This is a genomic window from Methylomonas rosea, assembly GCF_024505055.1.
Taxonomy (GTDB): domain Bacteria; phylum Pseudomonadota; class Gammaproteobacteria; order Methylococcales; family Methylomonadaceae; genus Methylomonas; species Methylomonas rosea.
In genome coordinates this window covers 21,932-45,624 of record NZ_JANIBL010000034.1, presented here as the reverse complement: position 1 = coordinate 45,624, position 23,693 = coordinate 21,932, and the positions used below count along the sequence as shown (strand labels likewise).

22 protein-coding genes are annotated in these 23,693 nt (G+C 48.3%); 1 reads left to right on the top strand and 21 read right to left on the bottom strand.

Annotated features, from left to right (window positions below; all coding sequences use genetic code 11):
• Positions 1-11: 11 nt before the first annotated feature.
• The 15 genes from NP589_RS12140 to NP589_RS12070 form a co-directional block, all read right to left on the bottom strand.
• Positions 12-1,793: a thiamine pyrophosphate-binding protein gene (locus tag NP589_RS12140; RefSeq protein WP_256607231.1), complete on the bottom strand. Its 1,782-nt coding sequence runs from the start codon at positions 1,791-1,793 to the stop codon at positions 12-14.
• A 15-nt stretch (positions 1,794-1,808) separates the two neighbouring features.
• Positions 1,809-3,122 carry a lipopolysaccharide biosynthesis protein RfbH gene (gene rfbH / locus NP589_RS12135; protein ID WP_256607230.1) on the bottom strand — a complete coding sequence of 438 codons (1,314 nt, stop codon included), beginning with the start codon at positions 3,120-3,122 and terminating at the stop codon, positions 1,809-1,811.
• A 25-nt stretch (positions 3,123-3,147) separates the two neighbouring features.
• Positions 3,148-4,260: a CDP-glucose 4,6-dehydratase gene (gene rfbG, locus NP589_RS12130; RefSeq protein WP_256607229.1), complete on the bottom strand. Its 1,113-nt coding sequence runs from the start codon at positions 4,258-4,260 to the stop codon at positions 3,148-3,150.
• Complete coding sequence (rfbF, locus tag NP589_RS12125; RefSeq protein ID WP_256607228.1) at positions 4,224-4,991, bottom strand: glucose-1-phosphate cytidylyltransferase; 768 nt, start codon at positions 4,989-4,991, stop codon at positions 4,224-4,226. The genes rfbG and rfbF overlap by 37 nt, the downstream gene beginning before the upstream one ends.
• Before the next feature lie 32 nt (positions 4,992-5,023).
• The gene (locus NP589_RS12120; RefSeq protein WP_256607227.1) at positions 5,024-6,025 is read right to left on the bottom strand and encodes an NAD-dependent epimerase/dehydratase family protein; all 1,002 of its coding nucleotides are present in this window, start codon (positions 6,023-6,025) and stop codon (positions 5,024-5,026) included.
• Positions 6,025-7,101: a 3-dehydroquinate synthase gene (locus tag NP589_RS12115; RefSeq protein ID WP_256607226.1), complete on the bottom strand. Its 1,077-nt coding sequence runs from the start codon at positions 7,099-7,101 to the stop codon at positions 6,025-6,027. The genes NP589_RS12120 and NP589_RS12115 overlap by 1 nt, the downstream gene beginning before the upstream one ends.
• Positions 7,085-7,777, bottom strand: a complete 693-nt coding sequence (locus tag NP589_RS12110) for an SDR family oxidoreductase (protein ID WP_256607225.1) — start codon at positions 7,775-7,777, stop codon at positions 7,085-7,087. The genes NP589_RS12115 and NP589_RS12110 overlap by 17 nt, the downstream gene beginning before the upstream one ends.
• Positions 7,778-7,790: 13 nt before the next feature.
• Positions 7,791-8,594: an aldolase/citrate lyase/malate synthase family protein gene (locus NP589_RS12105; protein WP_256607224.1), complete on the bottom strand. Its 804-nt coding sequence runs from the start codon at positions 8,592-8,594 to the stop codon at positions 7,791-7,793.
• Positions 8,595-8,792: 198 nt separating this feature from the next.
• Positions 8,793-9,332 (bottom strand): dTDP-4-dehydrorhamnose 3,5-epimerase, encoded by a 540-nt coding sequence (rfbC, locus tag NP589_RS12100; RefSeq protein ID WP_256607223.1) that lies wholly within the window; start codon positions 9,330-9,332, stop codon positions 8,793-8,795.
• Positions 9,333-9,355: 23 nt separating this feature from the next.
• Positions 9,356-10,099 carry an HI0074 family nucleotidyltransferase substrate-binding subunit gene (locus NP589_RS12095; protein ID WP_256607222.1) on the bottom strand — a complete coding sequence of 248 codons (744 nt, stop codon included), beginning with the start codon at positions 10,097-10,099 and terminating at the stop codon, positions 9,356-9,358.
• Between the two features lie 289 nt (positions 10,100-10,388).
• Entirely contained in the window at positions 10,389-11,273 is an 885-nt protein-coding gene (gene rfbA, locus NP589_RS12090) for a glucose-1-phosphate thymidylyltransferase RfbA (RefSeq protein ID WP_256607221.1), read from the bottom strand.
• A 2-nt stretch (positions 11,274-11,275) separates the two neighbouring features.
• A complete protein-coding gene (gene rfbD / locus NP589_RS12085) occupies positions 11,276-12,172 on the bottom strand; it encodes a dTDP-4-dehydrorhamnose reductase (protein ID WP_256607220.1) in 897 nt (298 codons plus the stop codon).
• A gap of 37 nt (positions 12,173-12,209) precedes the next feature.
• The gene (rfbB, locus tag NP589_RS12080) at positions 12,210-13,280 is read right to left on the bottom strand and encodes a dTDP-glucose 4,6-dehydratase (protein ID WP_256607219.1); all 1,071 of its coding nucleotides are present in this window, start codon (positions 13,278-13,280) and stop codon (positions 12,210-12,212) included.
• A gap of 111 nt (positions 13,281-13,391) precedes the next feature.
• Positions 13,392-14,075 (bottom strand): sensor histidine kinase, encoded by a 684-nt coding sequence (locus NP589_RS12075; protein WP_256607218.1) that lies wholly within the window; start codon positions 14,073-14,075, stop codon positions 13,392-13,394.
• Between the two features lie 4 nt (positions 14,076-14,079).
• Positions 14,080-15,708, bottom strand: coding sequence for a tetratricopeptide repeat-containing response regulator (locus NP589_RS12070; RefSeq protein ID WP_256607217.1), 1,629 nt, complete (start codon positions 15,706-15,708; stop codon positions 14,080-14,082).
• 127 nt (positions 15,709-15,835) lie between these two features.
• Between NP589_RS12070 and htpG the strand changes: the two genes are divergently transcribed.
• Positions 15,836-17,770: a molecular chaperone HtpG gene (htpG, locus tag NP589_RS12065; RefSeq protein ID WP_256607216.1), complete on the top strand. Its 1,935-nt coding sequence runs from the start codon at positions 15,836-15,838 to the stop codon at positions 17,768-17,770.
• Positions 17,771-18,088: 318 nt separating this feature from the next.
• On the opposite strand, the gene NP589_RS12060 is transcribed toward htpG, so the two are convergent.
• The 6 genes from NP589_RS12060 to NP589_RS12035 all read right to left on the bottom strand — a co-directional run bounded on the left by NP589_RS12060 (position 18,089) and on the right by NP589_RS12035 (position 23,677).
• Positions 18,089-18,631 (bottom strand): DUF924 family protein, encoded by a 543-nt coding sequence (locus NP589_RS12060; protein ID WP_256607215.1) that lies wholly within the window; start codon positions 18,629-18,631, stop codon positions 18,089-18,091.
• A gap of 251 nt (positions 18,632-18,882) precedes the next feature.
• Entirely contained in the window at positions 18,883-19,545 is a 663-nt protein-coding gene (locus NP589_RS12055) for a hypothetical protein (RefSeq protein WP_256607214.1), read from the bottom strand.
• Between the two features lie 26 nt (positions 19,546-19,571).
• The gene (locus NP589_RS12050) at positions 19,572-20,126 is read right to left on the bottom strand and encodes a cyclin-dependent kinase inhibitor 3 family protein (RefSeq protein WP_256607213.1); all 555 of its coding nucleotides are present in this window, start codon (positions 20,124-20,126) and stop codon (positions 19,572-19,574) included.
• Between the two features lie 36 nt (positions 20,127-20,162).
• A complete protein-coding gene (rlmN, locus tag NP589_RS12045; protein WP_256607212.1) occupies positions 20,163-21,200 on the bottom strand; it encodes a dual-specificity RNA methyltransferase RlmN in 1,038 nt (345 codons plus the stop codon).
• Between the two features lie 94 nt (positions 21,201-21,294).
• Positions 21,295-21,900 (bottom strand): copper resistance protein B, encoded by a 606-nt coding sequence (locus NP589_RS12040; protein WP_256607211.1) that lies wholly within the window; start codon positions 21,898-21,900, stop codon positions 21,295-21,297.
• Positions 21,901-21,976: 76 nt separating this feature from the next.
• Positions 21,977-23,677: a copper resistance system multicopper oxidase gene (locus NP589_RS12035; RefSeq protein WP_256607210.1), complete on the bottom strand. Its 1,701-nt coding sequence runs from the start codon at positions 23,675-23,677 to the stop codon at positions 21,977-21,979.
• Positions 23,678-23,693: the final 16 nt, after the last annotated feature.

Sequence of the window (23,693 nt, the reverse complement as noted above, 5' to 3'; positions counted from 1 at the left end):
GCTGGATATATTTATTGCAAATATTGCGCTACTACAGAATACAAATGTTCGTCCAAATCCGGGGTCATTTGATGTAATGGATTTGATTGCATCGAACCTGTTTCCGTTACCCTGCTGGTTATTTTGGGAAGATAGGTTTGTTCCGGATCTATCGGCACAATAAAGCCAGCCGGTTGATCGCTTTCGAACAGGCGTCGGAACTCAGGGTTTTGCTCAAAATTAGTATCTAGTTTGATACAAGGCAGATTAAAGGCTTTGAATAAGGTTAGCCAATCCGGCAAGCCTAAGCCCGAGGACTGGTCGCAACCAATATAGGCGCCATTAAAATAGTTTCTTTGTGTCATGCGAATAGATGCATAACCATTATCATTAAATATAAATATTTTCATATTTAACTTATTAACAGCAACCGTGCCCAATTCCTGTAAATTTTGGGCAAACCCGCCATCGCCTTCTACTAGAATGGTCCTACGCTGCGGATATGCAAAAGCCGCTCCCATAGCACCGCTCAAACCGTAACCCATGGATGCCAAGCCCTTGTTTGTAACAATATGTTGGCCACGCTGCTGAGCAAAGGTTTGCATCATCACGGTAAAGGCGCCGCCACTACTGCATGGAATGACGTTATCGGTTTCTCGGCAATGCACAGATAAGCGGCTGACAAACTCGAAGGGCGATACATAATTCTCGGCCGTGTTGTTGATAGGCTCGATCAACGGCAATTGGGCTTTCACTTTTTGGCAATAGCCCACCCATTCGGAATGATCGCCAAGACTGGCTGCAGCCAAGGCTTTTAGTACTTGGTTGGCATCGCCTTGCAAACCACAATCGACGCGGGGATGGCCTTTATTAAGCTCGGTAGGGTCGCATTCCACTTGCACTACTCTGCCGTTAGGTACGAATTCTTGCCAGTTAAACCCGGTTTGTTGCAAGCCTAAACGGGTTCCAAGTGCGATAAGCAAATCGGCCTGTTGCATCAACAAATTGCTGTAACGTTGCCCCCAGGTATTCGGCCGACCAAAATACAAGGGATGATCTGCTGCGACTCGGTCCGCGCCATTCCATGTGGTTGCCAAGGGAATGCCCATCGGTTCTAAAGCATCGTAAATCTGCTCCACGGTCTGCCTAGCAACACCCGCACCGATTAACAAGAATGGCCGTTTTGCCGAGCGAACATCATCGATTAGATGCTGAATTTCGTCTGCACCAATAGCTGGAAGAGCCTGCATTTCCGTGGCGTGGAATTGGCATAAGGGATCATTCGCGTCGACTGGCGCACCTTGAATATCCAGAGGAAGTTCAAGAAACACCGGGCCTTTGCGGCCTGTAACCCCAGCGTCGATAATCCGGTTAAATTCATCGCAGGAAATCAGGCGATCCATCAGCACCGACTTTGAGGTAATCGGCTTGACGATATCGACACCATCGATCTCTTGAATGCCGCGCTGACGCACTTGTTGCCGACAAAGATCCGCAGTCTTTACTTGCCCGCCAATCACCAATAGTTCCCGGCTCTCCAAATAAGCACCCGCCACAGCGGTGACGATATTGGTTAATCCAGGACCGGCTGTTACCAACGCAAAGGCTTTGCCATCAGCGCTAATTTCATTGAAATATTCTGCTGCAATGCCGGCGGCCACTTCATGGACAACGCTAACGCATTTGAAATGACGATTCACGCTAGCCAGAATATGCATGATATTGCCACCTGCCACGTAAAAGCAGTGGGTATATCCTTTTTCTTTTAACCAATCGGCCAATAAGTCGCTGTATTTTATAGTCTTGTTTTGCATTGCTTGTTTGCCAACTTATTGACGGATACCAAAAAATATTTCTATTTTCTCGGCAACGAATTCCAGCATTTCGGTAGTTAAGGCCGGATAAATACCGATCCAAAACGTTTGCCGCATAATTCTGTCTGTCACATCCAGCGAGCCGGAAATTCTGTATTGCCTGCCTTTCATATAAGGTTGGCGGGTTAAATTTCCGGCGAACAGCAAGCGAGAGCCGATTTTGTATTTATCCAGGTACTTCAACAATTCCACGCGTTCGTGACCGGAATCCTCCTTCAGCGTGATGGGAAATCCAAACCATGATGGATCCGATCCGGCTGTCGCTTCCGGCAAAATCAAATATTGCTCGCAAGTTGCTAAGCGTTGTTTCAAGAATTTAAAATTACGTTTTCTGATTTCAATCAATTCCGGCGCGCGCTCTAACTGCGCTAAGCCGCAGGCCGCCTGCATATCGGTAATTTTTAAGTTATAACCCAAGTGCGAATAGGTGTACTTGTGGTCATAGCCAGCCGGTAAATCGCCTAACTGCCAGCCGAATCTCTTTTTACAGGTGTTATCCACACCTGGGGCGCAGTAACAATCTCTGCCCCAATCCCGAAACGACTCGATGATAGTTTTCAGGCGACGACTGCTGGTAAATACTGCTCCGCCCTCACCCATCGTGATGTGGTGAGCCGGGTAGAAGCTAAGCGTACCAATATCGCCGAAGGTGCCGACGTTCCGGCCTTTGTAGGTTGTGCCTAAGGCATCGCAGCAATCTTCTATCAGCCAAAGATTGTATCTTTTTGCAATATCGACAACTTGATCCAGATCAAATGGGTTACCCAGCGTGTGAGCAATCATGATGGCCTTGGTTTTAGGCGTGATGGCCGCTTCGATTTTACTGGGATCGATGTTGTAAGTCGGAATTTCCACATCGACAAATACCGGGACCAGGTCGTAAAGCAAGATGGGATTAACTGTTGTTGGAAAACCGGCGGCTACGGAAATGACTTCGTCGCCTTTTTGTAAGGCGCGGTCGCCCAACTTTTCGGATGTCAAACAAGCAAAAGCCAACAGATTAGCGGAGGAACCGGAATTGACGGTCAACGCGCTGCTAACGCCAATAAACTCCGCCAATTGTTTTTCGAATTGATCGTTGAATCGTCCGGTAGTTAGCCAACCGTCCAGTGATGCTTCGACCATATAACTGAGTTCTTTAGCACCGAGAATCTTACCTGACGGCGGTACCACGGACTGCTCCGGAACGAAAGCTTTCTCGGCATAACGTTCGGCGGCATATTGTTCAACCAAATCCAAAATCTGCGCTTTTAATGTATTTTCTGTCACTGTCTTATCTTTGTGTTCAATAAAATTAATGTTGATCGGCTGCCAAAAACTGCTCTAACTGCTCTGCGCAGACTTGCCGCATATCCCGGCCTTGTTGATAGGCCAAATTCCACTCGACGATCATCGCCAGTGCTTCGGATAAGCTCCAACGCGGCACCCAACCCAACAATGCTTTTGCTTTAGAGCAATCGAGCTTCAAATAGTGGGCTTCATGCGGCTGCTCGCTACCATCGATTTGCCAGCTTGCTCCATTGCCCCATAAACCCGCCAATTTTTCCAATATCCATGATACGGGTTGCGCATCGGCTTCGCTCGGCCCGAAATTCCAGCCTTCTGCGTATCGACTGCCCTTTTTATAGAGTTGTTCGGCCAACAGGACATAGCCGGTCACCGGCTCCAGTACATGCTGCCAAGGCCTTATGGCCGTAGGGTTACGAATCGTAACAGCCTCCCCTGCCATGAATGCTCTCATGATGTCGGGAATTAAGCGATCTTGAGCCCAATCTCCGCCGCCAATCACATTACCAGCACGAACCGACGCCACAGCTACACCGTGCTCAGCGTAGCGCTCGCTGGGAAAAAAGGAATTGCGATAGCTGGCAGTCACAAGCTCTGAACAGCCTTTGCTGTTGCTGTAAGGATCGAAGCCACCCATCGGCTCGTTTTCACGGTAGCCCCACAACCATTCCTTGTTCTCGTAGCATTTGTCGCTGGTGACTATCACTACTGACTTTACCGAGGCGGTGTGTCTGACCGCCTCCAATAAATTAACGGTACCCATCACATTGGTAGCGTAGGTTTCCACCGGCTGTTGATAGGAATAGCGTACAAGCGGTTGCGCGGCTAAATGAAACACAAATTCCGGCTGAAAACTTTGCATTTCCGCCATCACACTCACCAAATCGCGAACGTCGCCCTCGACGTTCTGCAATACCGAAGCGACATCGGCCACATGGAATAAACTCGGTGTGGTTGGCGCCGGTAACGCATACCCTTTAATCTCCGCACCGAGCCGATGCAAATATAACGCCAGCCAACCGCCTTTAAATCCGGTATGTCCGGTTATAAAGACCCGTTTGCCTCGCCAAAAATCTCTATGTTCTACCATATCTTCCACGGTGCTTTTTGCTGCTGCCAAAGCTGTTCCAAATGCTGTTTATCTCTTAAAGTGTCCATCGGCTGCCAGAAGCCCTTATGGAAATAAGCGTGCAGCTGATTGCTGTTAGCCAGGCGCTCCATCGGTTCCTTCTCCCATAGCGTTTCGTCGCTATCGATTAAATCGAACACGGCCGGCGACAATACAAAAAAACCACCGTTGATCCAGGCGCCGTCTCCCTGCGGTTTCTCTTGAAAACTTTTGATGCGGCTACCCTCCAGTTCCAAGGCCCCAAAGCGGCCAGGCGGTTGCACGGCGGTAACTGTTGCGGCGTTATTGTGGGAACGATGAAAATCGATCAGCGCATGAATATCGACATCGCCAACCCCATCTCCATAAGTAAAGCAGAAGGTTTCATCGCCGACGTAATCGCGAACTCTTTTTAACCGGCCTCCGGTCATAGTTAATTCGCCTGTGTCCACCAAAGTAACTTTCCATGGCTCTGCATATTTTTGATGCACCTGCATCTCGTTATGCTCCATATCGAAAGTCACATCCGACATATGCAGAAAATAGTTGGCAAAATATTCTTTTATAATATAGCCTTTATAACCCAAGCATATTATAAATTCATTAATCCCATAATGAGAATACAACTTCATTATGTGCCATAAAATAGGCCTGCCGCCTATTTCTATCATCGGCTTAGGCTTTACCGAGGTTTCTTCATTGATACGAGTACCCAATCCACCCGCAAGAATAACCAACTTCATCAAAATTTCCCCATTATTACTGATGCGAACATCTATGCATTGTCTTTGTTCAACTTACGAATATACTCGGCAGTTTCTAAAATCTGTCGATCTAGGCCGGTTACTGAAAACCCGAATCCACTTATGATATCTTTAATGGGATGCTCGTTTCCCAAATAGCTATCCGTTTCGTCATCTATTATATTCGGGCGTTCAATCTTTAGGTCGGTAGCATTTAATAATTTGCAAATCCGTCGAGCTAACTCGCCAACCTCGACCGTCTCATCACCCAAAGTATCAAAACGGACGACTTTTTCAAAACTCTCCGAGAACATCAGTCGAATACAGAGCAGCAGCAAATCCAGAATATAAATATAAGAACGAAACACGGGCCTATTTGCCCGAATTAACACATTTTCCTCAGCAACGACATTCGCAATAATCGAGGACAAGGCATAAGCACTTAGCTTGTTAATATACGGCCCGCTTAAATTAAATATCCTTGGAATAAGCAATTTTATATCATATTTATTGCATATCTCTTCAAAGCATAATTCATCTTCATATTTCAATCTGCCGTATAGATTTGCTGACTTATCTCTATTGCTATCATTTAAAAAGTCATATACCGCTCCTGACGACGACAGCAGCACTGCTTTTACCCGCGATTGCTTCAAGAGCTGTAACACCAGGTTCTGAATATCTCTGTTCAGCCGAATATACTCATCGTCCGTATATCCGCCAACCTTATCCTTAGTTAAAAACGCAAAGTGAAATAAATAGATATCGTATTGTGTATGTCGATGGGTGACTTCCACCAAAGGTCTAACGAATACTGTACGACCATCAGCTAGTGTTATCTGCTGCTCACGGGATCCGTATGCCGATACTCGCTCGTTAAATTCATCGCCGTACAAAGCCGAAAACAGTTCCAGGGTCGCACGACCTAACCAGCCACTGGCACCGGTCACAGCAATATGGCTCTGTTCACTAAACAGGCAATCTAATATAAATTGATAATCAGCGCCAAACGCTTTTTCGAAATTAAAAGCCATTACTTGTAGCTCTGGCTAATGACTGAACTAATTGCAGATTTCAAATTGACAATATTTATCTCGGTTTTTTCGATAAATAATCGCTCTAATGCTCCGGAATTATTCACACTGATAATAATGAAATGACTGGCGGAATGCTTTTTATCGGATATAAAGCACTCAAAGACTTTCTCCACATCAATGCGCTGGATAATTTCTTTCAGCGTTGGAATTTGATCCAACAAACCAACGACATAATCTTTCAACTGCTGAGTATCCACCGGCGCTTTCTTCAGGCCACCGCTCACTTGGGCATAATTAATGGCAATCAACATGCCTAATCCAACCGCTATGCCATGACTAATTTCAAAATTAGAAGCACCTTCCAAGGCGTGCCCAAAAGTGTGACCGTAATTCAACAGCAAACGCTCGGCTTTATCAAACTCATCAACTTCGATAAACCATTTCTTGGCTTTTAAGCTTAATTCAATTATATCCGCATAGCGTTCTACGTCCATATCCACTTGCGGATTTAACTGCATATATTCAGAGAAACTCAAACTCCCTCTGGCATAGCAAATTTTCACGGCCTCGCATAATCCAGCGATTTTCTGTTCGGCATTAAGCGATAATACTAAGCTAGGATCGATTATAACGGTTTCCGGTGGATGAAAGTTTCCAACCAAATTTTTATAACGCCCGACGTTTATAGACGACTTACCGCCGATACAGGAGTCCACCATACCCAACAGAGTAGTTGGAATATAATCCCATTTAATACCGCGCATATAAATCGATGCACAAAAGGTAGCGACATCCTGCAGACTACCACCACCAACAGCGATTAACTTAGCTTGTCTCGTTAAGGCTAAGTCGCGCATTTTTATGATTATATCCGGAACGCTTTTAAGACTCTTGGTTTCTTCATTAGCCGGTATGGCAATAACCCTAGCATTCCCGGAAAAAGCCTCTTCAAAAAAGTTATCGCACAACACGGCTCTATTCTCATCTTGCCGCTGTGCTTCGGCAAAAGCACCATTTTTTATTACCACACGATAATTTGCAATACTCGATTGAATATCAAACGATACGGACATGACTAAACCCTAAGTCTGCACTGATAAATTGGCCTGTAATACCGGTATTTTCCGGAGAACACAGAAAGTAAACCATATTAGCTACATCATCCAATGTAGCCAGCCGGTTAAACTTCGTGGCGTCAATTATTTTATTTAGCTGCTCCGGTTCAAGATTTTGATGGGTCATTGGCGTATCCAATGCACCCGGCAGAACAGCATTAATTAAATAGCCGTCCCGGGCAAGATCGGTTGCAGCGGAAAGAACTAATCCATGCAACGCGGATTTAGTCATGCAATACGACAACTTGTCTTGCCTGGCAATATTTTGCCATATTGAACTAATTACAGCTAAACGCGTATTTTTAGCCAACAAACTTTCATTTACTAAAATATTTAATGCCTTGACGATAAACAAGCAATTGGCTCTATACAACTCAATATTTTTATCGATATCAACATTATAAACACTGTCGTTGCAATTCATCCCTTGAGCCCAGCATACTGCATTAAATTGCCCCGCAGCTTTAAGCGTGGATAGATTAAAATTGTCATCGAATGGGTCGAATAAAATATGACCTGGAAGAGAGCTTTGCTTTCTGGAGGCTATAAAAACCTGCCATCCCTTAGTATCGAATAGTTGGCAAATACGCGTACCTATTGTACCGGAACCGCCGAAGACCAGAATTTTCTGCATTGTGTCGACCGGATTAATTGCTATCTCTTAATACGTTCCAACGCCCCTCAAGCATGGCTATTCGAGACAAATCTTCCTTGGCAATAATATCGTAATAGTCACGTTTATTCTGTAACCACAGTAATTCAAAATGCACAGCGTTTAATAAACCTTTTTCGATATCCGGCTTGTCTAGCGAATGCCCGGAAAATATGACTTTTCTAGTTTCAAACCGGGTAAGGTGAATCTGATTAATTTCTTTCAATGCCGGCAACGCATCAATTGAAACACCGCCACCCACCACAAAGTCCAACCCTTTTTCTTTGCACTCTTTGGCTGTGGCAATACAACACTCCGTCACTTGCGGCTGGTTGATGGCATCTCTCGAATAACCTCGCGACAAGGAAAAATCCACGCGGCCAAATACCATGCCATCGACACCGTTCGTTTGCCTGGCTTGATCGGCCAAGCTTTGCACAACTTGAAACGCTTGCTCGGTTTCGATATTGAATAAAAAATCAGTATCTTGCTGCTCGTCTTCAGTAAACACCTTGTTCTTGGCATCGATATACTTGGACAAGGCATAGGTGCTCTCAATCATCGGTGCAATAATATGATCCACACCAATCAATTTACTCTCTAATAAATCGCGCATTGCTTCGCAGCCGCCGATCTTCAAACCCACTTTCAGATCGGCTCTGCGCACGATCTCTATCAACCTCAGCAGCTCGTCTGTCCTGGTACCTTCTGCTTCAAACTCGGCTTTAATGCCTTCGTACCCATACTCCTGCTTTCCTTTCTTTAAAAGGTCGAGCATTGAGCGTTCTCTTTTATTCATATAACGTCCTCTTTTATTGAAATCAAACCAGGCGGCAAAGATACGCTAGGTGCTGCGGTTCTAGCCGAGTGGAATTAAACATTTTAAATATTTGGCTAAGTAACCTCTGCTAAATGCAGTTTTTCAAGAAAAACAGGCGCACAAACCGTTGACTTAACTGATCTTTAAATTCGAAATAACGAATTAATCATAGGTTCTCTAACAGGCATCCCTGAAAGTTGCGCCCAGCAAATCCTTATTTGAAAGCTGCGGCACATCGTCGAATGGCCATTCTATTTTCAAGTCTGCATCACTCCAGATAATGCAACGCTCATATTCCGGTGCGTAATAATCAGTGGTTTTATATAAAAACTCAGCTGTGTCAGACAGTGTCAGAAACCCATGCGCAAATCCTTCGGGTATCCACATTTGCCGCTTATTTTCGGCAGAAAGTATCTCGCCGACCCACTTTCCAAACGTAGGGGAACTCTTACGAATGTCCACCGCCACATCGAATACCTCGCCTTGGACCACTCGCACCAACTTGCCTTGCGCCTTAGGCGGCAATTGGTAATGTAAGCCGCGCAACACGCCTTTTTGAGATTTGGAATGGTTGTCCTGGACAAAATTAACCTTTAAGCCGGTTAGTTCCTGAAAGATCCTTTCATTGAAACTTTCAAAAAAGAAACCGCGATCATCGCCGAATACTTTTGGGGTAAAAAGAATCACATCGGGTATGGAAAGACGAGTAGTTTGCATGAATTAATTAAGAAATTTTATGTTCAAAGATTTGGAGGCATCTCGCCATTGCTGCCGGTTTCTTGCTCGTGCGTTGGCAGATCAATTCTATTCAGTAAATCTGCAAATGCATCATTGAATCGCTCAAGTTGATCAAGCAGTCCCGACACTTCATGTTCGTCATAAACATGAGATGATAGATTGCGCATTTCTATCATATCCAGCCAGGTTTTCTCATCCGGGAGCACTCCCAACGCGAATGCCTCTTTGAATACTGCCCTGGGACTGCGGGCATCTATGCCTTGAAAATCCAGCCAGCGTTTCAGCGCCTTCCAGGCCATTTCGTAGGTAAACTCAAAGCGCTTGGCGGCGATATCCAATACGATGTCGCCATTGCCCTCGGCAATCCAGCGCTCACGCTCGTTGATCACAACCTGGAATCTCTCCAGTGCGCGCCGAAAATACATTAGCCCATCTTCCACCCTGAGGGCCTTGGTGGCGCTAAAAACTACTTTTCCTGACGCTCTCACCCGATTTACAAAACGACGATCAGCCTTATTGAGACACGTCACATCGACTTTGATCAAGGTGGGCAATTGATCTATTTCATTACGAATCGCTGTCAAGACATCCGCTTCGGGCGTGTCGTCCGCATCAAATCCAAAATCGTAATCGCTCTCGGGTTTTGCATCTCCGGTGACACGGGAACCAAAACAATAAATTCGCGTTGCCGCCACATGTTTCAAAATGATTTTACAAACGGCATCGACCAGTTGTTTATCAAACATGGCAATTTCTTCAGTGGACGGACTTATTGCCGCTGGCAAGATCTAAAAATTCAAGCATATCTTTCTCCCAGAGAAAGGAGATTTTTATAGATTTTTTATGCTTACCATTATTTACATCACTCCCAACTCTAGCCTTGACGATGTATAAAGGCCTCAACGCACTGTTAACCCGACCCTTAAATATGGCCAACCCCGTGAAGTCGGGAGCCCAGTTGCTACAATGGATTCCCGCCTGCGCGGGAATGACGGTCACTGGGAATTCAAGGGCCAGGTTAAAAAACCGCATAAATTAAAAAACCTGCTTATTCAGTAATGCGAGCAAATATTGTCCATAACCATTTTTCGCCAACGGCTTGGCCAGTTTTGCGATTTGCTCGTCGCCGATCCAATTACTACGCCAGGCGATTTCTTCAGGGCAGGCGATTTTCAGGCCCTGGCGAGTTTCAATGGTTTCGATAAAATTGCTGGCCTCGATTAAACTGGCGTGCGTACCGGTATCCAGCCATGCATATCCACGCCCCATAATTTCAACGCTCAGTTGCTGCTTATCCAGATAAACTCTATTTACATCGGTAATTTCCAGCTCGCCGCGCGGCGATGGTTTTAAATCCGCGGCTATATCAACCACTTGTTTATCGTAAAAATACAAACCGGTTACTGCGTAATTACTTTTCGGTTGCTGGGGCTTTTCTTCCAACGATGTCGCCCTACCCTGCGCGTCAAAACTGACTACACCATAACGTTCCGGATCTTGAACATGATAAGCAAATACCGTGGCACCGAATTCCTGATCGCCCGCTTTGCGCAACTGCACGTGTAAGTCGTGTCCGTAAAAAATATTGTCGCCCAGCACTAACGCACTTGGATGCGAGCCGATAAATCCTTTTCCGATAATAAATGCCTGAGCTAGGCCGTCCGGACTCGGCTGCACGGCATATTCCAAATTAATGCCCCAATCGCTGCCGTCACCCAGTAATTGCTGAAATAAAGGCGTGTCTTGCGGGGTAGAAATGACCAGTATGTCGCGAATTCCAGCCAGCATTAAGGTGCTGAGCGGGTAATAAATCATCGGCTTGTCGTAAATCGGCAGCAATTGTTTGGACACCGCTTTCGTCACCGGATAAAGCCGGGTACCGGAGCCTCCGGCCAGGATTATGCCTTTACGCTGGTTCATATTTATTTTCCGTAGAGTTCAGACAACATACGCTCGACTCCCAACTGCCAAGCCGGCAGCTGTAAACCAAACACGTTTTGCAATTTCTCGGTATTCAATCGGGAGTTTAACGGCCGTCGCGCCGGAGTTTGGTAAGCGCTAGTGGGAATGGCCGCTACCGACTGCTTATCGGTTTTCAGTTCTATACCGGCCCCACGCGCATAGTCGAACACCAGATGCGCGTAGTCGTACCAACTGGTTTCGCCACAGGCGGTCAGATGATAAACACCGGCCACTTCCGAGGTTTTTAGCGCCTGACGAATGGCATGCGCACTCACATCCGCCAGCAATTCGGCTCCGGTTGGCGTACCGATTTGATCGTTAATCACCGACAGTTGTTGCCGCTCTTGCGCCAAGCGCAGCATCGTCTTAGCAAAATTATTGCCTCTGGCCGCATAAACCCAGCTGGTCCGGAAAATTAAATGGAGGCAAGCGCTGGCTTGAATAGCTAGTTCGCCAGCCAGTTTGGTTTGGCCATAGACATTCAACGGCCCGACTTGATCGCCTTCCCGCCAAGGCTTATCGCCACTGCCGTCGAACACGTAATCAGTGGAATAATGCACAAGCCAGGCACCGCAGCGCTTAGCTTCTTCGGCTAAAGTGCCCGGCGCCACTGCATTGACGATATTCGCCAATTCGCTTTCCGACTCGGCCTTGTCCACCGCGGTGTAGGCTGCGGCATTGACTATGACGTCAGGACGCACCGCACGGACCGTTTCGGCAATCCCGTTGGGGTTGCTTAAATCGCCGCAATAATGCTGATCGAATCTATCAAGCGCGACCAAGTTACCCAGGGGTGCCAAGCTCCGTTGCAATTCCCAGCCAAGCTGACCATTTTTACCGAACAGCAAAATTTTCATTCAGCACCAGCTAATGAATAGCCTCGGGACATATTTATCATGCACTACGCTCAGCATAGTTTTTGTCCAGCCAGGACTGATAGTCGCCGGACAACACATTGACGACCCAGGCTTGGTTATCCAGATACCACTGTACGGTTTTGCGGATGCCGGTTTCGAAGGTTTCCGCCGGCTTCCAACCCAACTCACGCCCCAGCTTGGAAGCATCGATGGCATAACGTCTGTCGTGCCCTGGACGGTCGGTAACGTAGGTGATTTGCGCGGCGTAGGATTTGCCGTCAGCGCGCGGCTGTAGTTCGTCGAGAATGCTGCACAGCGTATTGACCACATCCAGATTGGCTTTTTCGTTCCAGCCGCCGACGTTATAAACCTCGCCAAGCGTGCCTGACTCCAGCACCCGGCGTATTGCACTGCAATGATCCTTCACATACAACCAGTCGCGAATCTGTTGACCGTCACCGTATATTGGCAAAGGTTTACCGGACAAGGCATTTTGAATGCACAGCGGTATGAGTTTTTCCGGGAAATGATAAGGCCCGTAGTTGTTGGAGCAGTTGGTGGTCAACACCGGCAAACCGTAAGTATGGTGATAGGCGCGCACCAAATGATCGCTGGCGGCTTTACTAGCGGAATACGGGCTGTTCGGTTGATACTGGTGGGTTTCGGCGAACGGCGCATCGGTCTTTTCCAAGGAGCCGTAAACCTCGTCGGTAGACACATGCAGTAAACGGAATGTCTGCTTGGCGGGTTGCTTCAGGTTATTCCAGTATTGACGCACCGCTTCCAGCAAACGGAAACTGCCGACGATATTGGTTTGAATAAAATCTTCCGGCCCGTGAATGGAGCGGTCGACATGCGATTCCGCGGCAAAATTAACCACGGCCCTAATTTGATGTTTTTCCAACAAACTTAGCACCAAGTCGTAATCGGCGATATCGCCCTTTACAAACTCATGCCGGCTATCGCCCTGTAGCGAAGCCAAATTCTGTAAATTGCCCGCATAGGTCAATTTATCCAAATTGACGACCAATTCGTCGGTTTGCGACAGCCAATCCAACACAAAATTGCTGCCGATAAACCCGGCCCCACCGGTTACTAAAATGCTCATATATAAAGATTTTTTTAATTTTTCTAACCGTCTGCCCGACGAAAAACGCTAATTTTATCGGGGCCATTGTACCTTAGTACCATCCTTCAGTGTCTAGTGATTCTGCAAACCTTAAGGCAAAAACAATTTAAACCTCGCGCCGCCCAAACGACTTTCGTTGTCGATCTGCACAAATCCGCTTTTCCCGGCATTTTTGTGCAAGCCGGCCATCACCGAAACAAAATACAAACCCAGCCCGGTATTTCCCGATACCCAATCCAATTCGGCCGTATCGTTTAAGTCTGCGCCTAAAAAATGGGGCGGATAACCCTCACCATCGTCTTCGATGGCGATAGTTAGGTAACCATCTTCTTCAGCCACGACAATCAAAATGGTTTTGTGGGTATAACGCAAAGCATTATTCAAGACGGCTGCCAGCGAGTTGCTGATGATGGCATTATCGCAATAGCACATCTCGTCGGCAGCGCAATCCACTTGTAGATCGATATTGTGCAATCCGGCCAAGCGCGCCTGTTGATGAATCGCTTCGTCGACAATCTCGATCACCGGGCATTCTTCGATATCCAAACTAAATTTTTGCGAATCGACCTTGTACATCACCAGCAATTGCATCAGGCTATGATTAATACGGGCAGCCTCGAACTCCAACTGATTCAATTCGGCGGACTGGCCGTCTTGCTTGGCAGCAGTTTGCCGAACCAGCTCCAGCAAGGTACCCAAGGAATTTTTTATATCGTGAACAGTGGACGCGAGAATAGTGGGAAACAAGCCGTTGCTTTTAGGATTGGTTTGCATGGTTTTAAGCCTTGGCCGTCTGAGACTGTCTCAATTTTGCATATTCCATTTGTAATATCCCCAGCTTATGTTGATCAACGCCAATTTGCTTGGCTTTATTGATTAAAGCTTTGATACGTTGATTTTTTTCTTCGCAAAATTCATTAACCTTCAAATCGTGAATCATGATCTTCAACATATTCACGATGATGGTTTTGTTATCCGGCATGGTCAGGATGGCCTGTTCGAATAACGCCAAAGCCTCCGCAAATTTACCCTGTTTGTACAAAGCCACGCCTTTGTTGTTGGTCGCGATCAAAGCCTGCTTGGTTTTTTGAATCAGGATTTCCGAGTGATTATCCATGCCTATGCCGCTTTGCATACGGCGTAAATCGTTCAAGAACTGTTCGTCGTCGATATGCGCATGAATCAGATCGTAAAGTATTTCTTCGGCTTTATCGTGTTCGTCGCTCAGGAAACAGGTTTTCACCACTTCTAACTGCAAATCCCTGGGCGCTTTATTACCCATTCGACCGCAAATATCCACGGCCTTTAGTAAAGCCTTCTGCGACAATTCCTCGTTACCCAAGGTTTTATACACATCTGCTTCCACCGTCGAGGCACGCAACTCCGCCTCGGGATGATTGGCGTATTCCTTACGCATTTCCTCCAGCGTTTTCAAGGCCTCATCGGCCGCATTGGTTTTGGCGTAAAGCTTAGCCAATCCGGAAAAGTCGCTGCAAGCGCGATGCACGGAATGTTTACCCAGCTTGACCACAGATTTGTAGGCTTTTTCGGCGGTTTCCAGGTTACCGTTCTTATCCGCCGCTTCAGCCAGCTTTTTTTGCCTGAGTATCGATTGCGGCGACAATTGCAGTGCCTGCTGCAACACACTTTCGACGTCGTTGTACTGATCCAAAGCTTCGTAGGCCTTGCCCAACCAGTCGTAACACTCCATCAACATCGGATTATCTGCTACCAGACTCTGAAAACCGGCAATCGCTTGTTCGATGTTGTTGTTTTGGAAATCGATCACCCCCAAACCCAAGCGTGCCCAAGGCAGCTCTCTATGCTCCAAGACTTCGTGATATATCTGCCTGGCCTTGTCGAAATCGCCCGCGGAAATCGCCAGCTCGGCGCGCATTTTCAGCAAATGCAGATGCATTTTCTTGTCTGCCGACAGCAGCAATGCATCGCATAACTGAATTGCCTTAGACAAATCGCCGCCTGCCAGCGCCTTGTCGATACTGGCCATAAATTCCTTGCGGGCAAAATTTCGCGTCAGCCGACTCATCAATTGCTGAGCATTGAAGGGCTTGGTCAGATATTCATCGGGCTTGCTGTCCATTACCCCCAGAACCGCACTGGTAGTCTGCTCGGCGCTGATCAACACAAACACGCAGCGATAATCGATTAAATTCCGGTGCCTGGCTTCCTCCAAGACTTGTTGCCCGTTCTTACCGACACCCAGGTTGTAATCGCACAGCACAATATCGAAACTGCTTTTGCTCATCGCATTAATCGCCGCAATGCCGTTATCCGCTTCGACCACGGTAACGGCTTGCAAGCTATACAGCATGTCCCGCATGGCTTTGCGGAACACAGGATTGTCCTCGACAATCAGAATACTTTTGCCGGCTAAACTAAAACTCATGACAGGAAGGCTAATAAAACGCTCAAGAAATCGGCTCCATAAAATCCACAACGCGTGGCGGACTTGAAAAATAAAATTATCATCCCCAACTCGCCCCAGTCCACTTTACAACCAAATGAGTATAGACATGACTGTTGAGGCAAACAAACAAACCCTAGGTTTTCAAACCGAAGTAAAGCATTTGCTGCACTTGATGATTCACTCCTTGTACAGCAACAAGGAAATCTTTTTACGCGAGTTGATCTCCAACGGCTCCGACGCCGCCGACAAGCTGCGTTTCGAAGCCTTGGCCAACGACAGCTTGTACGAAGGCGACAGCGAATTAAAAATCCGCATTGATTTCGACGAAACCAAAAAGACCATCACCATCAGCGATAACGGTATCGGCATGACCCGCGCCGAAGTGCAAGACCATATCGGTACCATCGCCAAATCCGGCACCAAGCAATTCTTCGAACGCCTGACCGGCGATCAAGCGAAAGACAGCGAACTGATCGGCCAATTCGGCGTCGGCTTTTATTCGGCCTTCATTGTCGCCGACAAAGTCACGCTGACTACTCGCAAAGCCGGCGCGCCGGTTTCCGAAGCCGTGCGTTGGGAGTCGGCCGGCGAAGGCGATTACACCATTGAGTCGGTCGACAAAGCCAGCCGCGGTACCGAAATTGTTTTACATCTGAAAGAAGGCGAAGAGGAACTTTTAAACAGCTGGAAACTGCGCTCCATCATCAAAAAATTCTCCGACCACATCTCCCTGCCCATCGTGATGAGCGAGGAAATTCCGGCCGAAAAAGACGAGGAAGGAAACGAAACCGCACCGGCCCGCGTCGAAGACGAAACCGTCAACAGCGCTTCGGCCCTATGGACGCAATCGAAAGATTCGATTTCCGAAGAAGAATACGCCGAGTTTTACAAACACGTCTCGCACGACTTTCAGGAGCCGCTAACTCACGTCCACAGCCGTGTCGAAGGCACCAACGAATACAGCTTGCTGTTGTATGTACCCAGCCGCGCCCCGTTCGATATGTGGGACCGCGATGCCAAACACGGCGTGAAGTTGTATATCAAAAAAGTTTTCATCACCGACGATGCCGAGCAATTGATGCCGCGCTTCCTGCGTTTCGTCCGCGGCGTGATTGACGCAGACAGTTTGCCGCTGAACGTCTCCCGCGAGATTTTGCAGCAAAGCAAACAAATCAGCGCGATCAAAACCGGCGCGGTGAAAAAAGTGCTGGGCATGCTGGAAGATTTGGCCGAAAACGACGCCGAGAAATACCAAAAATTCTGGGAACAGTTCGGTAACGTTATCAAGGAAGGCCCGATCGAAGATCACAAAAACAAAGACCGTGTCGCCAAGTTACTGCGCTTCTCGTCTACCCATACCGACGACAAAACCCAAAACGTGTCGCTGGCGGACTATGTCAGCCGAATGAAGGAAGGCCAGGAAAAAATCTACTACGTCACCGCAGACAGCTTCGCCGCCGCGAAAAACAGCCCGCACTTGGAAATCTTCCGTAAAAAAGGTATCGAGGTATTGTTGTTGTCCGACCGCATCGACGAATGGCTGGTATCCAGCCTGACCGACTTCGACGACAAGCATCTGCAATCCATCGCCAAAGGCGAACTGGATTTGGATAAATTCGACACTGAAGAAGAAAAACAGCACCAGGAAGAAATCAACAAGGATTTCGAATCGGTTCTGAAACAAATCCAGGACGTGTTGAAAGACAAAGTCAGCGAGGTGAAAGTCAGTCACCGTCTGACCGACTCCCCTGCCTGCTTGGTGACCGGCGCTTACGACATGAGCCTGAACATGGAGCGCATCATGAAAGAAGCCGGCCAATCTATGAACATGATGGGCATGGGCGGCAGCAAGCCGATCTTCGAGATCAACCCGGACCACGCCATCGTCAAGGCTTTGAAAAATGAGCAGGACGATGCCCGCTTCGCGGACATCAGCCATATTTTGTTCGACCAAGCCATTCTTAGCGAAGGTGGGCAGTTAGATGATCCGTCTGCGTTTGTGCATAAGTTGAATGGCTTGTTGCAAGGATTGCTGGGTTAAACAAGCAACACGCTAAACAAAAGGCCGGGTAACCGGCCTTTTTTATTGCTATTTTCCCTCGTTCCCACGCGCCGCGTCACTGCCATTAAGTTAAGAAAAAACACGTCGTTCCGGCAGGGATTGCCGGAACCCAGAAGCCAAGGACGGCGAAGGCCTTCACATCCTTTCCTCGTTCCCACGCGCCGCGTGGTAATGCAGGACTTGGCCGCGCTGCGGCGCAAATACACCACCGCGCAGACATCTGAGTTCCCACGTGACACGTGGAAACTCGAGTAATATACCCACAGGCTTCCATTTACTTGCTTTTCCTGACGGCCCTCAAAAACTGGAACCCGGTTGTTTAAGAAACTCAAGTTCTTCGGCTGTTGAGGCACGCCCCAGAATTTGATTGCGATGCGGGTAACGGCCGAAGCGATCAATAATGGCTTTGTGCTTCAACTCAAACTGGTAGTTATCCGGCAAGCCATTTTCGCGATAGAGCTTTTCCGCCCAAGCATGGATGGTTTTGGACTCGCTGTGCATAAAGGGCAAATACAGAAAACTGCGCTCCACGGGCGACAAGCCAAGTTCAGCCTTCGCCGCAATTGCTTCCTGCGCCAAAACCAGCACCATCGGATCGTGAGCAAATGCCGAAGGCGTGTCGCGGAAGATGTTTCTGGAGAACTGATCAATGACGATGACTTCGGCGAGTCGGCCTTTTGGTTCTTGCCGCCAACTGAACAATTCGCCTTTTATGGCTTGTTGCAGAGTGGAGAAGAATCGGTCGCAGATAGTTTTATCGAAGTCCGGATTGACTGACCACCAGAGTTTGGGAGCCGTTTCTTCGAACCAGAATGTTAGGATTTCTTGGTAGTTGGTCATTGGCTTTTTGTTTTGTCGCTAGCAAGATGGCTGGTTTTAATGTCGGTTCGCGGACCGACTTACTCCACCATAAAAAAGTACCCAAGGAAAGCCACCAGGACGCCACTTCGCGCATCGTTCGCCATTACTGCGTTTCACTTTGCTCGGCACATGCAAAGTCCTAAAAGAGAATCGCTCCGCAACTGAAATAAAACACCCGGAGCGTGGCGAATGGCACTATGCCTCTCGCCCTACGGCCCTGCAAAAATTAGCTAGCGCCCAGCCATATCGGCTTTCCGCGCAACCATCTTCCCGGCTAGCGCGTGACCGCCGCCGCAGTCAATAATGACTTGGCGAATTATGTCGTCGGGTATCCTTAGCACCACCAGGATAGCCTGTTTGACGTCTTCTGGCCTCATGTCTGCAAAGAGTTTGCCGGCGTGCGGGTTGTCATCGTCGTTGCGCAGCACGTCTAGTTCGTCCACGCGGGTGCCGAATGCTTTGCCTTTGGGATCGCCCTGAGCCCGGAATGCCAGCGCTCCGCCCACATCCAGTGTCAACACTTTGCCATTGACAACACCTTGGTTGTCGCCATTGAAGCCGGCGGCGTCCCAATTGGCAGTCCAAGCATGCACACCAAACCATTGCTGAGCCTGTTTGCGTTCGCTATCGTTGAGATGAGCGATGCACTTCTTGTCGAGTTCGAGCCACTCTGTCGCGATCTGCTCAGGCGCTGTTGTGTTCACATAGGTCAAAGTGGGCGCTCCAGCCAGTTGATAGAGTTTGGCTGCGATCATTTCATTGCGCGCATGCGCCGGAGATTCCAGCGTCTTCACGTAGTAACGCCGGCCGTTACTGTCCTGAAAAATGCCAGCGGGGTTGGTGCCCAATTGCCCACCGATCCGCTGCATGGTGGAGGTATCGATGGGTGGCATATCCGCGTGCATCGCAATATGCCGGCTTACGGGATGGATTTAGTGCGACGCACCAGCGCCAATTGCGCAGGCGTTTCGATGGCGCCCTTACGCACAGCTCGGACCGCCTGGATCGCTTCTTCAGCATCCATGCCCAATTCCACCAATAGCCGCGCCGCGACCATACCCGCCCGCCCCAAGCCGCCCTTGCAATGCACGAGCACGTCTTCGCCATTGCGCAACATCTGCCGGATTTCCTGGCCTTGCGTAAGCCACTGCTGCTCGAACGCCTGGGTAGGCACGGAATAGTCGGCAATCGGCAGATGCAGCCAGGCTATGCCGCGCCTGCGAATTTCATGTCCGAGCTGCGGCACCTTAAGCGCCTTGAGTTCAGCGGGTTCGACCAGCGTCAGCACCAGCTTTGTCCCCCAGGCAGCGATGACCTCAAGATCGATACCAAGATCGCGCTCCCAGGCACCCGTGTAAGCAAAGTGGTCATGCTTGCCGGGACAGAAAGTGATTCCTATCCGTCCATGCAAAGGACTCGCACGTACTTCGGCGATTTGAAGCGGGTGCGTATGGCTGGTCCGCGCAGCTGTCATATTGCCATCCTGCCAAAATATTAAAGGGGGAGCTTTTTAATTTTTAGAATTAAGTTGTCCGCATGCTGCCAATACGTCATCGCCTTTCGTGCCTCTTATTAAAGTCGGGATTCTAAATTCATCTAATACTGCTTTAAAATTTTCGACTTCATCCAAATCAGGACTCTCGTAACGTGAGCCAGGGAATGGGTTAAAAGGAATTAAGTTTATATAGGCACGTTTTCCTGCCAGTAACGCCCCCAATTTTTTAGCATCATCCGGAGAGTCATTGAAACCTTTTATCAGAATATATTCATAAGTAATAAATTGCTTTTTTTGTAAAGGTATTGCGTCTATGTAGGTTAATACCTCAGCTAGCGGATATTTTTTATTAATGGGAATAAGCTCATTCCTCTTTTCCGTAAAGGGTGAATGCAGTGATAAGGCCAGATTCACGCCTGGAGTTTCCTGGCTCCATCTTTTGAGGCCGGGGATATATCCCGCCGTTGAAATCGTAATTTTTTGCACACCAATTGACGTTCCACGTTGCGATAAAAAAATTTCACAGGCTTTTTTAACAGCATCAAAATTATGTAAAGGCTCGCCCTGCCCCATAAAAACGATATTTAAAATCCGCTCTTCTCCAGGTCTATTGCTTGCCAACCATCGCCACGCCTGGAGAAACTGACCTACAATTTCGCTGGTAGCCAAATTCCGTTTAAGCCCCTGCTCTCCGGTAAAACAAAAAGAGCAATTCATTGCGCAGCCAACCTGCGACGACAAGCAAATAGAATATTTATTGTTAAACGGAATAAGGACAGTTTCGACTTTGTGATTGTCTTTGAGCTTAAACAAAAACTTTACTGTTCGATCTTTTGACGACTCATGCACCAAATTTATTTCGGGCAGAGAAAAGTCGAAATATTGTTCGAAAAAAGCTAATGATGATTTTGAAATATTATCACGACATTGAATGCTTTCTTTTTTCTTATAATGCCAATTAAAAAGAATCGCAGCGACCGAAGGGTTTAAATTATTCTGACTTATAACCGCTTCCAAATCGGGATAATTTAAGTCGTAAAAAGATTGTTTCAAAAAATATCTCCTGGCTATTCCAATATTTTACCAATCCCCATTGGCGTGAAAAATTGGATTTTAACTTTTCAAAAATATACAGGTCCGCAACGGCTCAATACCACACTCGCACGCCTACTACACCGCGCAAGCTGTGCTGGTGTTCGCGGAGCGATGCTTCCTCGACATAGTCCATACCCACATAGGGCGCAAATTCGCGTTCGATCTCGTAACGCAAGCGAAAGCCCGCTTCAAATTCGGTAACGCCCGCTTTCACACCGCGATTTTGGATGTCCTCGGCAGCCACATTCACTTCCACGCGCGGCTGTAAAATAAGCCGCTGAGTCAATAGCATTTCGTAACCCAGCGTCAAACGCCCCAGCACATTGCCTTTCTCGTTGATGAACATCGCGCTGTCCACTTCGATAGAATACGGCGCCAGCCCTTGAAAGCCGATGACCGCATCAAAGGTGCGTTCGGGCTCTATCGCCCGCCGGGCGCCGATCTGAAAATCCCAATAGGTGTCGATATTGCGACTGTAAAGGATCTGTAAATCGGCGCGGCCGAAGATATTTTGATCGGCGGAATAATCGCCTTCCGATTTCAACCAGAGCTTGTTTTCGTCCGTACCGGTCCAGTTCTGCACATCCCATTTGAACAGATGCAAGCCTTGATTGCCTTCGTATTCCAGCCTGTCGGCCTTGAAATGATTAAATACCATAGCGCTGTCGTGCGCCGCTGCGGTGGTACAAAATAGCGCAAGACAAAACCAAATATTTCGGGGGCTAAGCAAAGTCTTACGGATGCACATGTTCCGCCCTTTCCACGATCAATTTACGAAACATGCCGGTATCCATGTGATACAGCAAATGACAATGAAAGGCCCACTCGCCTTCCGCATCCGCCGGCACATCGACGCTGACAGTTTGGCCGGGCTTGACGTTGATCACATGTTTTTTCGGATTGTACATGCCGTTACCATTATCCAGATACTGCCAGAGGCCGTGGATATGGATAGGGTGGTTCATCATGGTTTCGTTGACATAGGTGAAACGAATCCGCTCGCCGAACTTGACCCGTATCGGCTCAGCATCGGCATATTTGGTATCGTCGAACGACCAGATGTAGCGTTGCATATTGCCGGTTAGCCTTAGCGTGATTTCCCGGTCCGGCGGTCCCATCAGCGCGTGATTCGGTTGCGTGGCAATTAACTGGTTATAGCTCAAGGGCTTTCCTGTATCGCTGGTATCCGCAACAGGCATGACATGCCCGGCATGCGGATTTGGCGCTGTCTCGGCTGTTGTTTGCCGATGGCCGGCGTGTTCAGTCATGGTGGGGACGGGTGTAGCCGAGTGTTCCTTATACGCGTGACCAACTTCCTCGCCGGCAACCGGCTGAACCGATGTTTGATGAGCAGCGTGGACGGCATGCTCGCCGCCCATATCCGCTAAAGTCAACAAGGTCATGGGGCGCATTGTCGGCAACGAGGCTTGCAAGTCTGCGCGTGGAGTCAACGTAGCGCTAGCATAACCGCTGCGATCCATCGCTTCGGCAAAAATACTGTAAGCCTGTTCGGTTTGCGGCTGCACCAACACATCGTAGGTTTCCGCGACCGCAATCCGAAATTCCGCCACAGCAACCGGTTCGACGGGTTGTCCGTCTGCGGCAATCACGGTCATTTTCAGACCCGGCAAGCGCACATCAAAATGCGTCATCGCCGAGGCGTTGATAAAGCGCAAACGCACTTTTTCACCGGGTTTGAACAGATAAAGCGGTTTCGCTTCCGAGGTTTGGCCGTTGATTAAGAAGCGATAATTGGCACCGGTCACGTCGGCCAAGTCAGTGGGTTCCATGCGCATTTCGCCCCAGGCCAGACGATCACTAACGGTTTCCCAAAAACCCAAGCGTTGAACATCGGCGAAGAAATCGCCTACCGTGCGCTGCTGAAAATTGTAATAGTCACTTTGTTTTTTCAAGCGGGCCATGGTCCGCTCCGGGTCGGCACGCGGCCAATCGGACAGCATGACCACATAATCGCGATCTACTGTTTGCTGCTCCTGTTGCGGGGCTATGATCAGCGCGCCAAACAAGCCCTGTTGTTCCTGCATCCCGGAATGACCGTGATACCAGTAGGTGCCGCTTTGCTTAACTTTAAATTGATAGGTAAAGGTCCGGCCGGGTGCTATGCCGTCGAAACTAATGCCCGGCACACCGTCCATTTGGTAAGGCAGAATGATGCCGTGCCAGTGTATCGAGGTCGGTTCTTTGAGCAGATTAGTGACTTGCAAGGTCACATCCTCTCCTTCCCGCCAATGCAAGGTAGGCGCCGGCAGAGCCTCGTCCGCGAGCACGGCCTGCTGGGTTTCGCCAATCAGATTGATAGCCTTTTCCGAGATCGATAGCCGATAAACATCGGCCTGTGTCACGCTGGACAGAAGACTTGCCAGCAACAGCCAAGCCGCCGAATATCTAGCGCCGGAGAAAACCCAATAGTGCATAACACCTCTAAAGACC

Bases quoted from the DNA above. Each gene is read 5' to 3' on its own strand.
- NP589_RS12140 (WP_256607231.1), bottom strand. From the start codon at position 1,793: ATGCAAAACAAGACTATAAAATACAGCGACTTATTGGCCGATTGGTTA.
- rfbF (WP_256607228.1), bottom strand. From the start codon at position 4,991: ATGAAGTTGGTTATTCTTGCGGGTGGATTGGGTACTCGTATCAATGAA.
- NP589_RS12120 (WP_256607227.1), bottom strand. From the start codon at position 6,025: ATGGCTTTTAATTTCGAAAAAGCGTTTGGCGCTGATTATCAATTTATA.
- NP589_RS12115 (WP_256607226.1), bottom strand. From the start codon at position 7,101: ATGTCCGTATCGTTTGATATTCAATCGAGTATTGCAAATTATCGTGTG.
- NP589_RS12110 (WP_256607225.1), bottom strand. From the start codon at position 7,777: ATGCAGAAAATTCTGGTCTTCGGCGGTTCCGGTACAATAGGTACGCGT.
- NP589_RS12105 (WP_256607224.1), bottom strand. From the start codon at position 8,594: ATGAATAAAAGAGAACGCTCAATGCTCGACCTTTTAAAGAAAGGAAAG.
- rfbC (WP_256607223.1), bottom strand. From the start codon at position 9,332: ATGCAAACTACTCGTCTTTCCATACCCGATGTGATTCTTTTTACCCCA.
- NP589_RS12095 (WP_256607222.1), bottom strand. From the start codon at position 10,099: ATGTTTGATAAACAACTGGTCGATGCCGTTTGTAAAATCATTTTGAAA.
- rfbA (WP_256607221.1), bottom strand. From the start codon at position 11,273: ATGAACCAGCGTAAAGGCATAATCCTGGCCGGAGGCTCCGGTACCCGG.
- rfbD (WP_256607220.1), bottom strand. From the start codon at position 12,172: ATGAAAATTTTGCTGTTCGGTAAAAATGGTCAGCTTGGCTGGGAATTG.
- rfbB (WP_256607219.1), bottom strand. From the start codon at position 13,280: ATGAGCATTTTAGTAACCGGTGGGGCCGGGTTTATCGGCAGCAATTTT.
- NP589_RS12075 (WP_256607218.1), bottom strand. From the start codon at position 14,075: ATGCAAACCAATCCTAAAAGCAACGGCTTGTTTCCCACTATTCTCGCG.
- NP589_RS12070 (WP_256607217.1), bottom strand. From the start codon at position 15,708: ATGAGTTTTAGTTTAGCCGGCAAAAGTATTCTGATTGTCGAGGACAAT.
- htpG (WP_256607216.1), top strand. From the start codon at position 15,836: ATGACTGTTGAGGCAAACAAACAAACCCTAGGTTTTCAAACCGAAGTA.
- NP589_RS12060 (WP_256607215.1), bottom strand. From the start codon at position 18,631: ATGACCAACTACCAAGAAATCCTAACATTCTGGTTCGAAGAAACGGCT.
- NP589_RS12055 (WP_256607214.1), bottom strand. From the start codon at position 19,545: ATGCCACCCATCGATACCTCCACCATGCAGCGGATCGGTGGGCAATTG.
- NP589_RS12050 (WP_256607213.1), bottom strand. From the start codon at position 20,126: ATGACAGCTGCGCGGACCAGCCATACGCACCCGCTTCAAATCGCCGAA.
- NP589_RS12040 (WP_256607211.1), bottom strand. From the start codon at position 21,900: ATGGTATTTAATCATTTCAAGGCCGACAGGCTGGAATACGAAGGCAAT.
- NP589_RS12035 (WP_256607210.1), bottom strand. From the start codon at position 23,677: ATGCACTATTGGGTTTTCTCCGGCGCTAGATATTCGGCGGCTTGGCTG.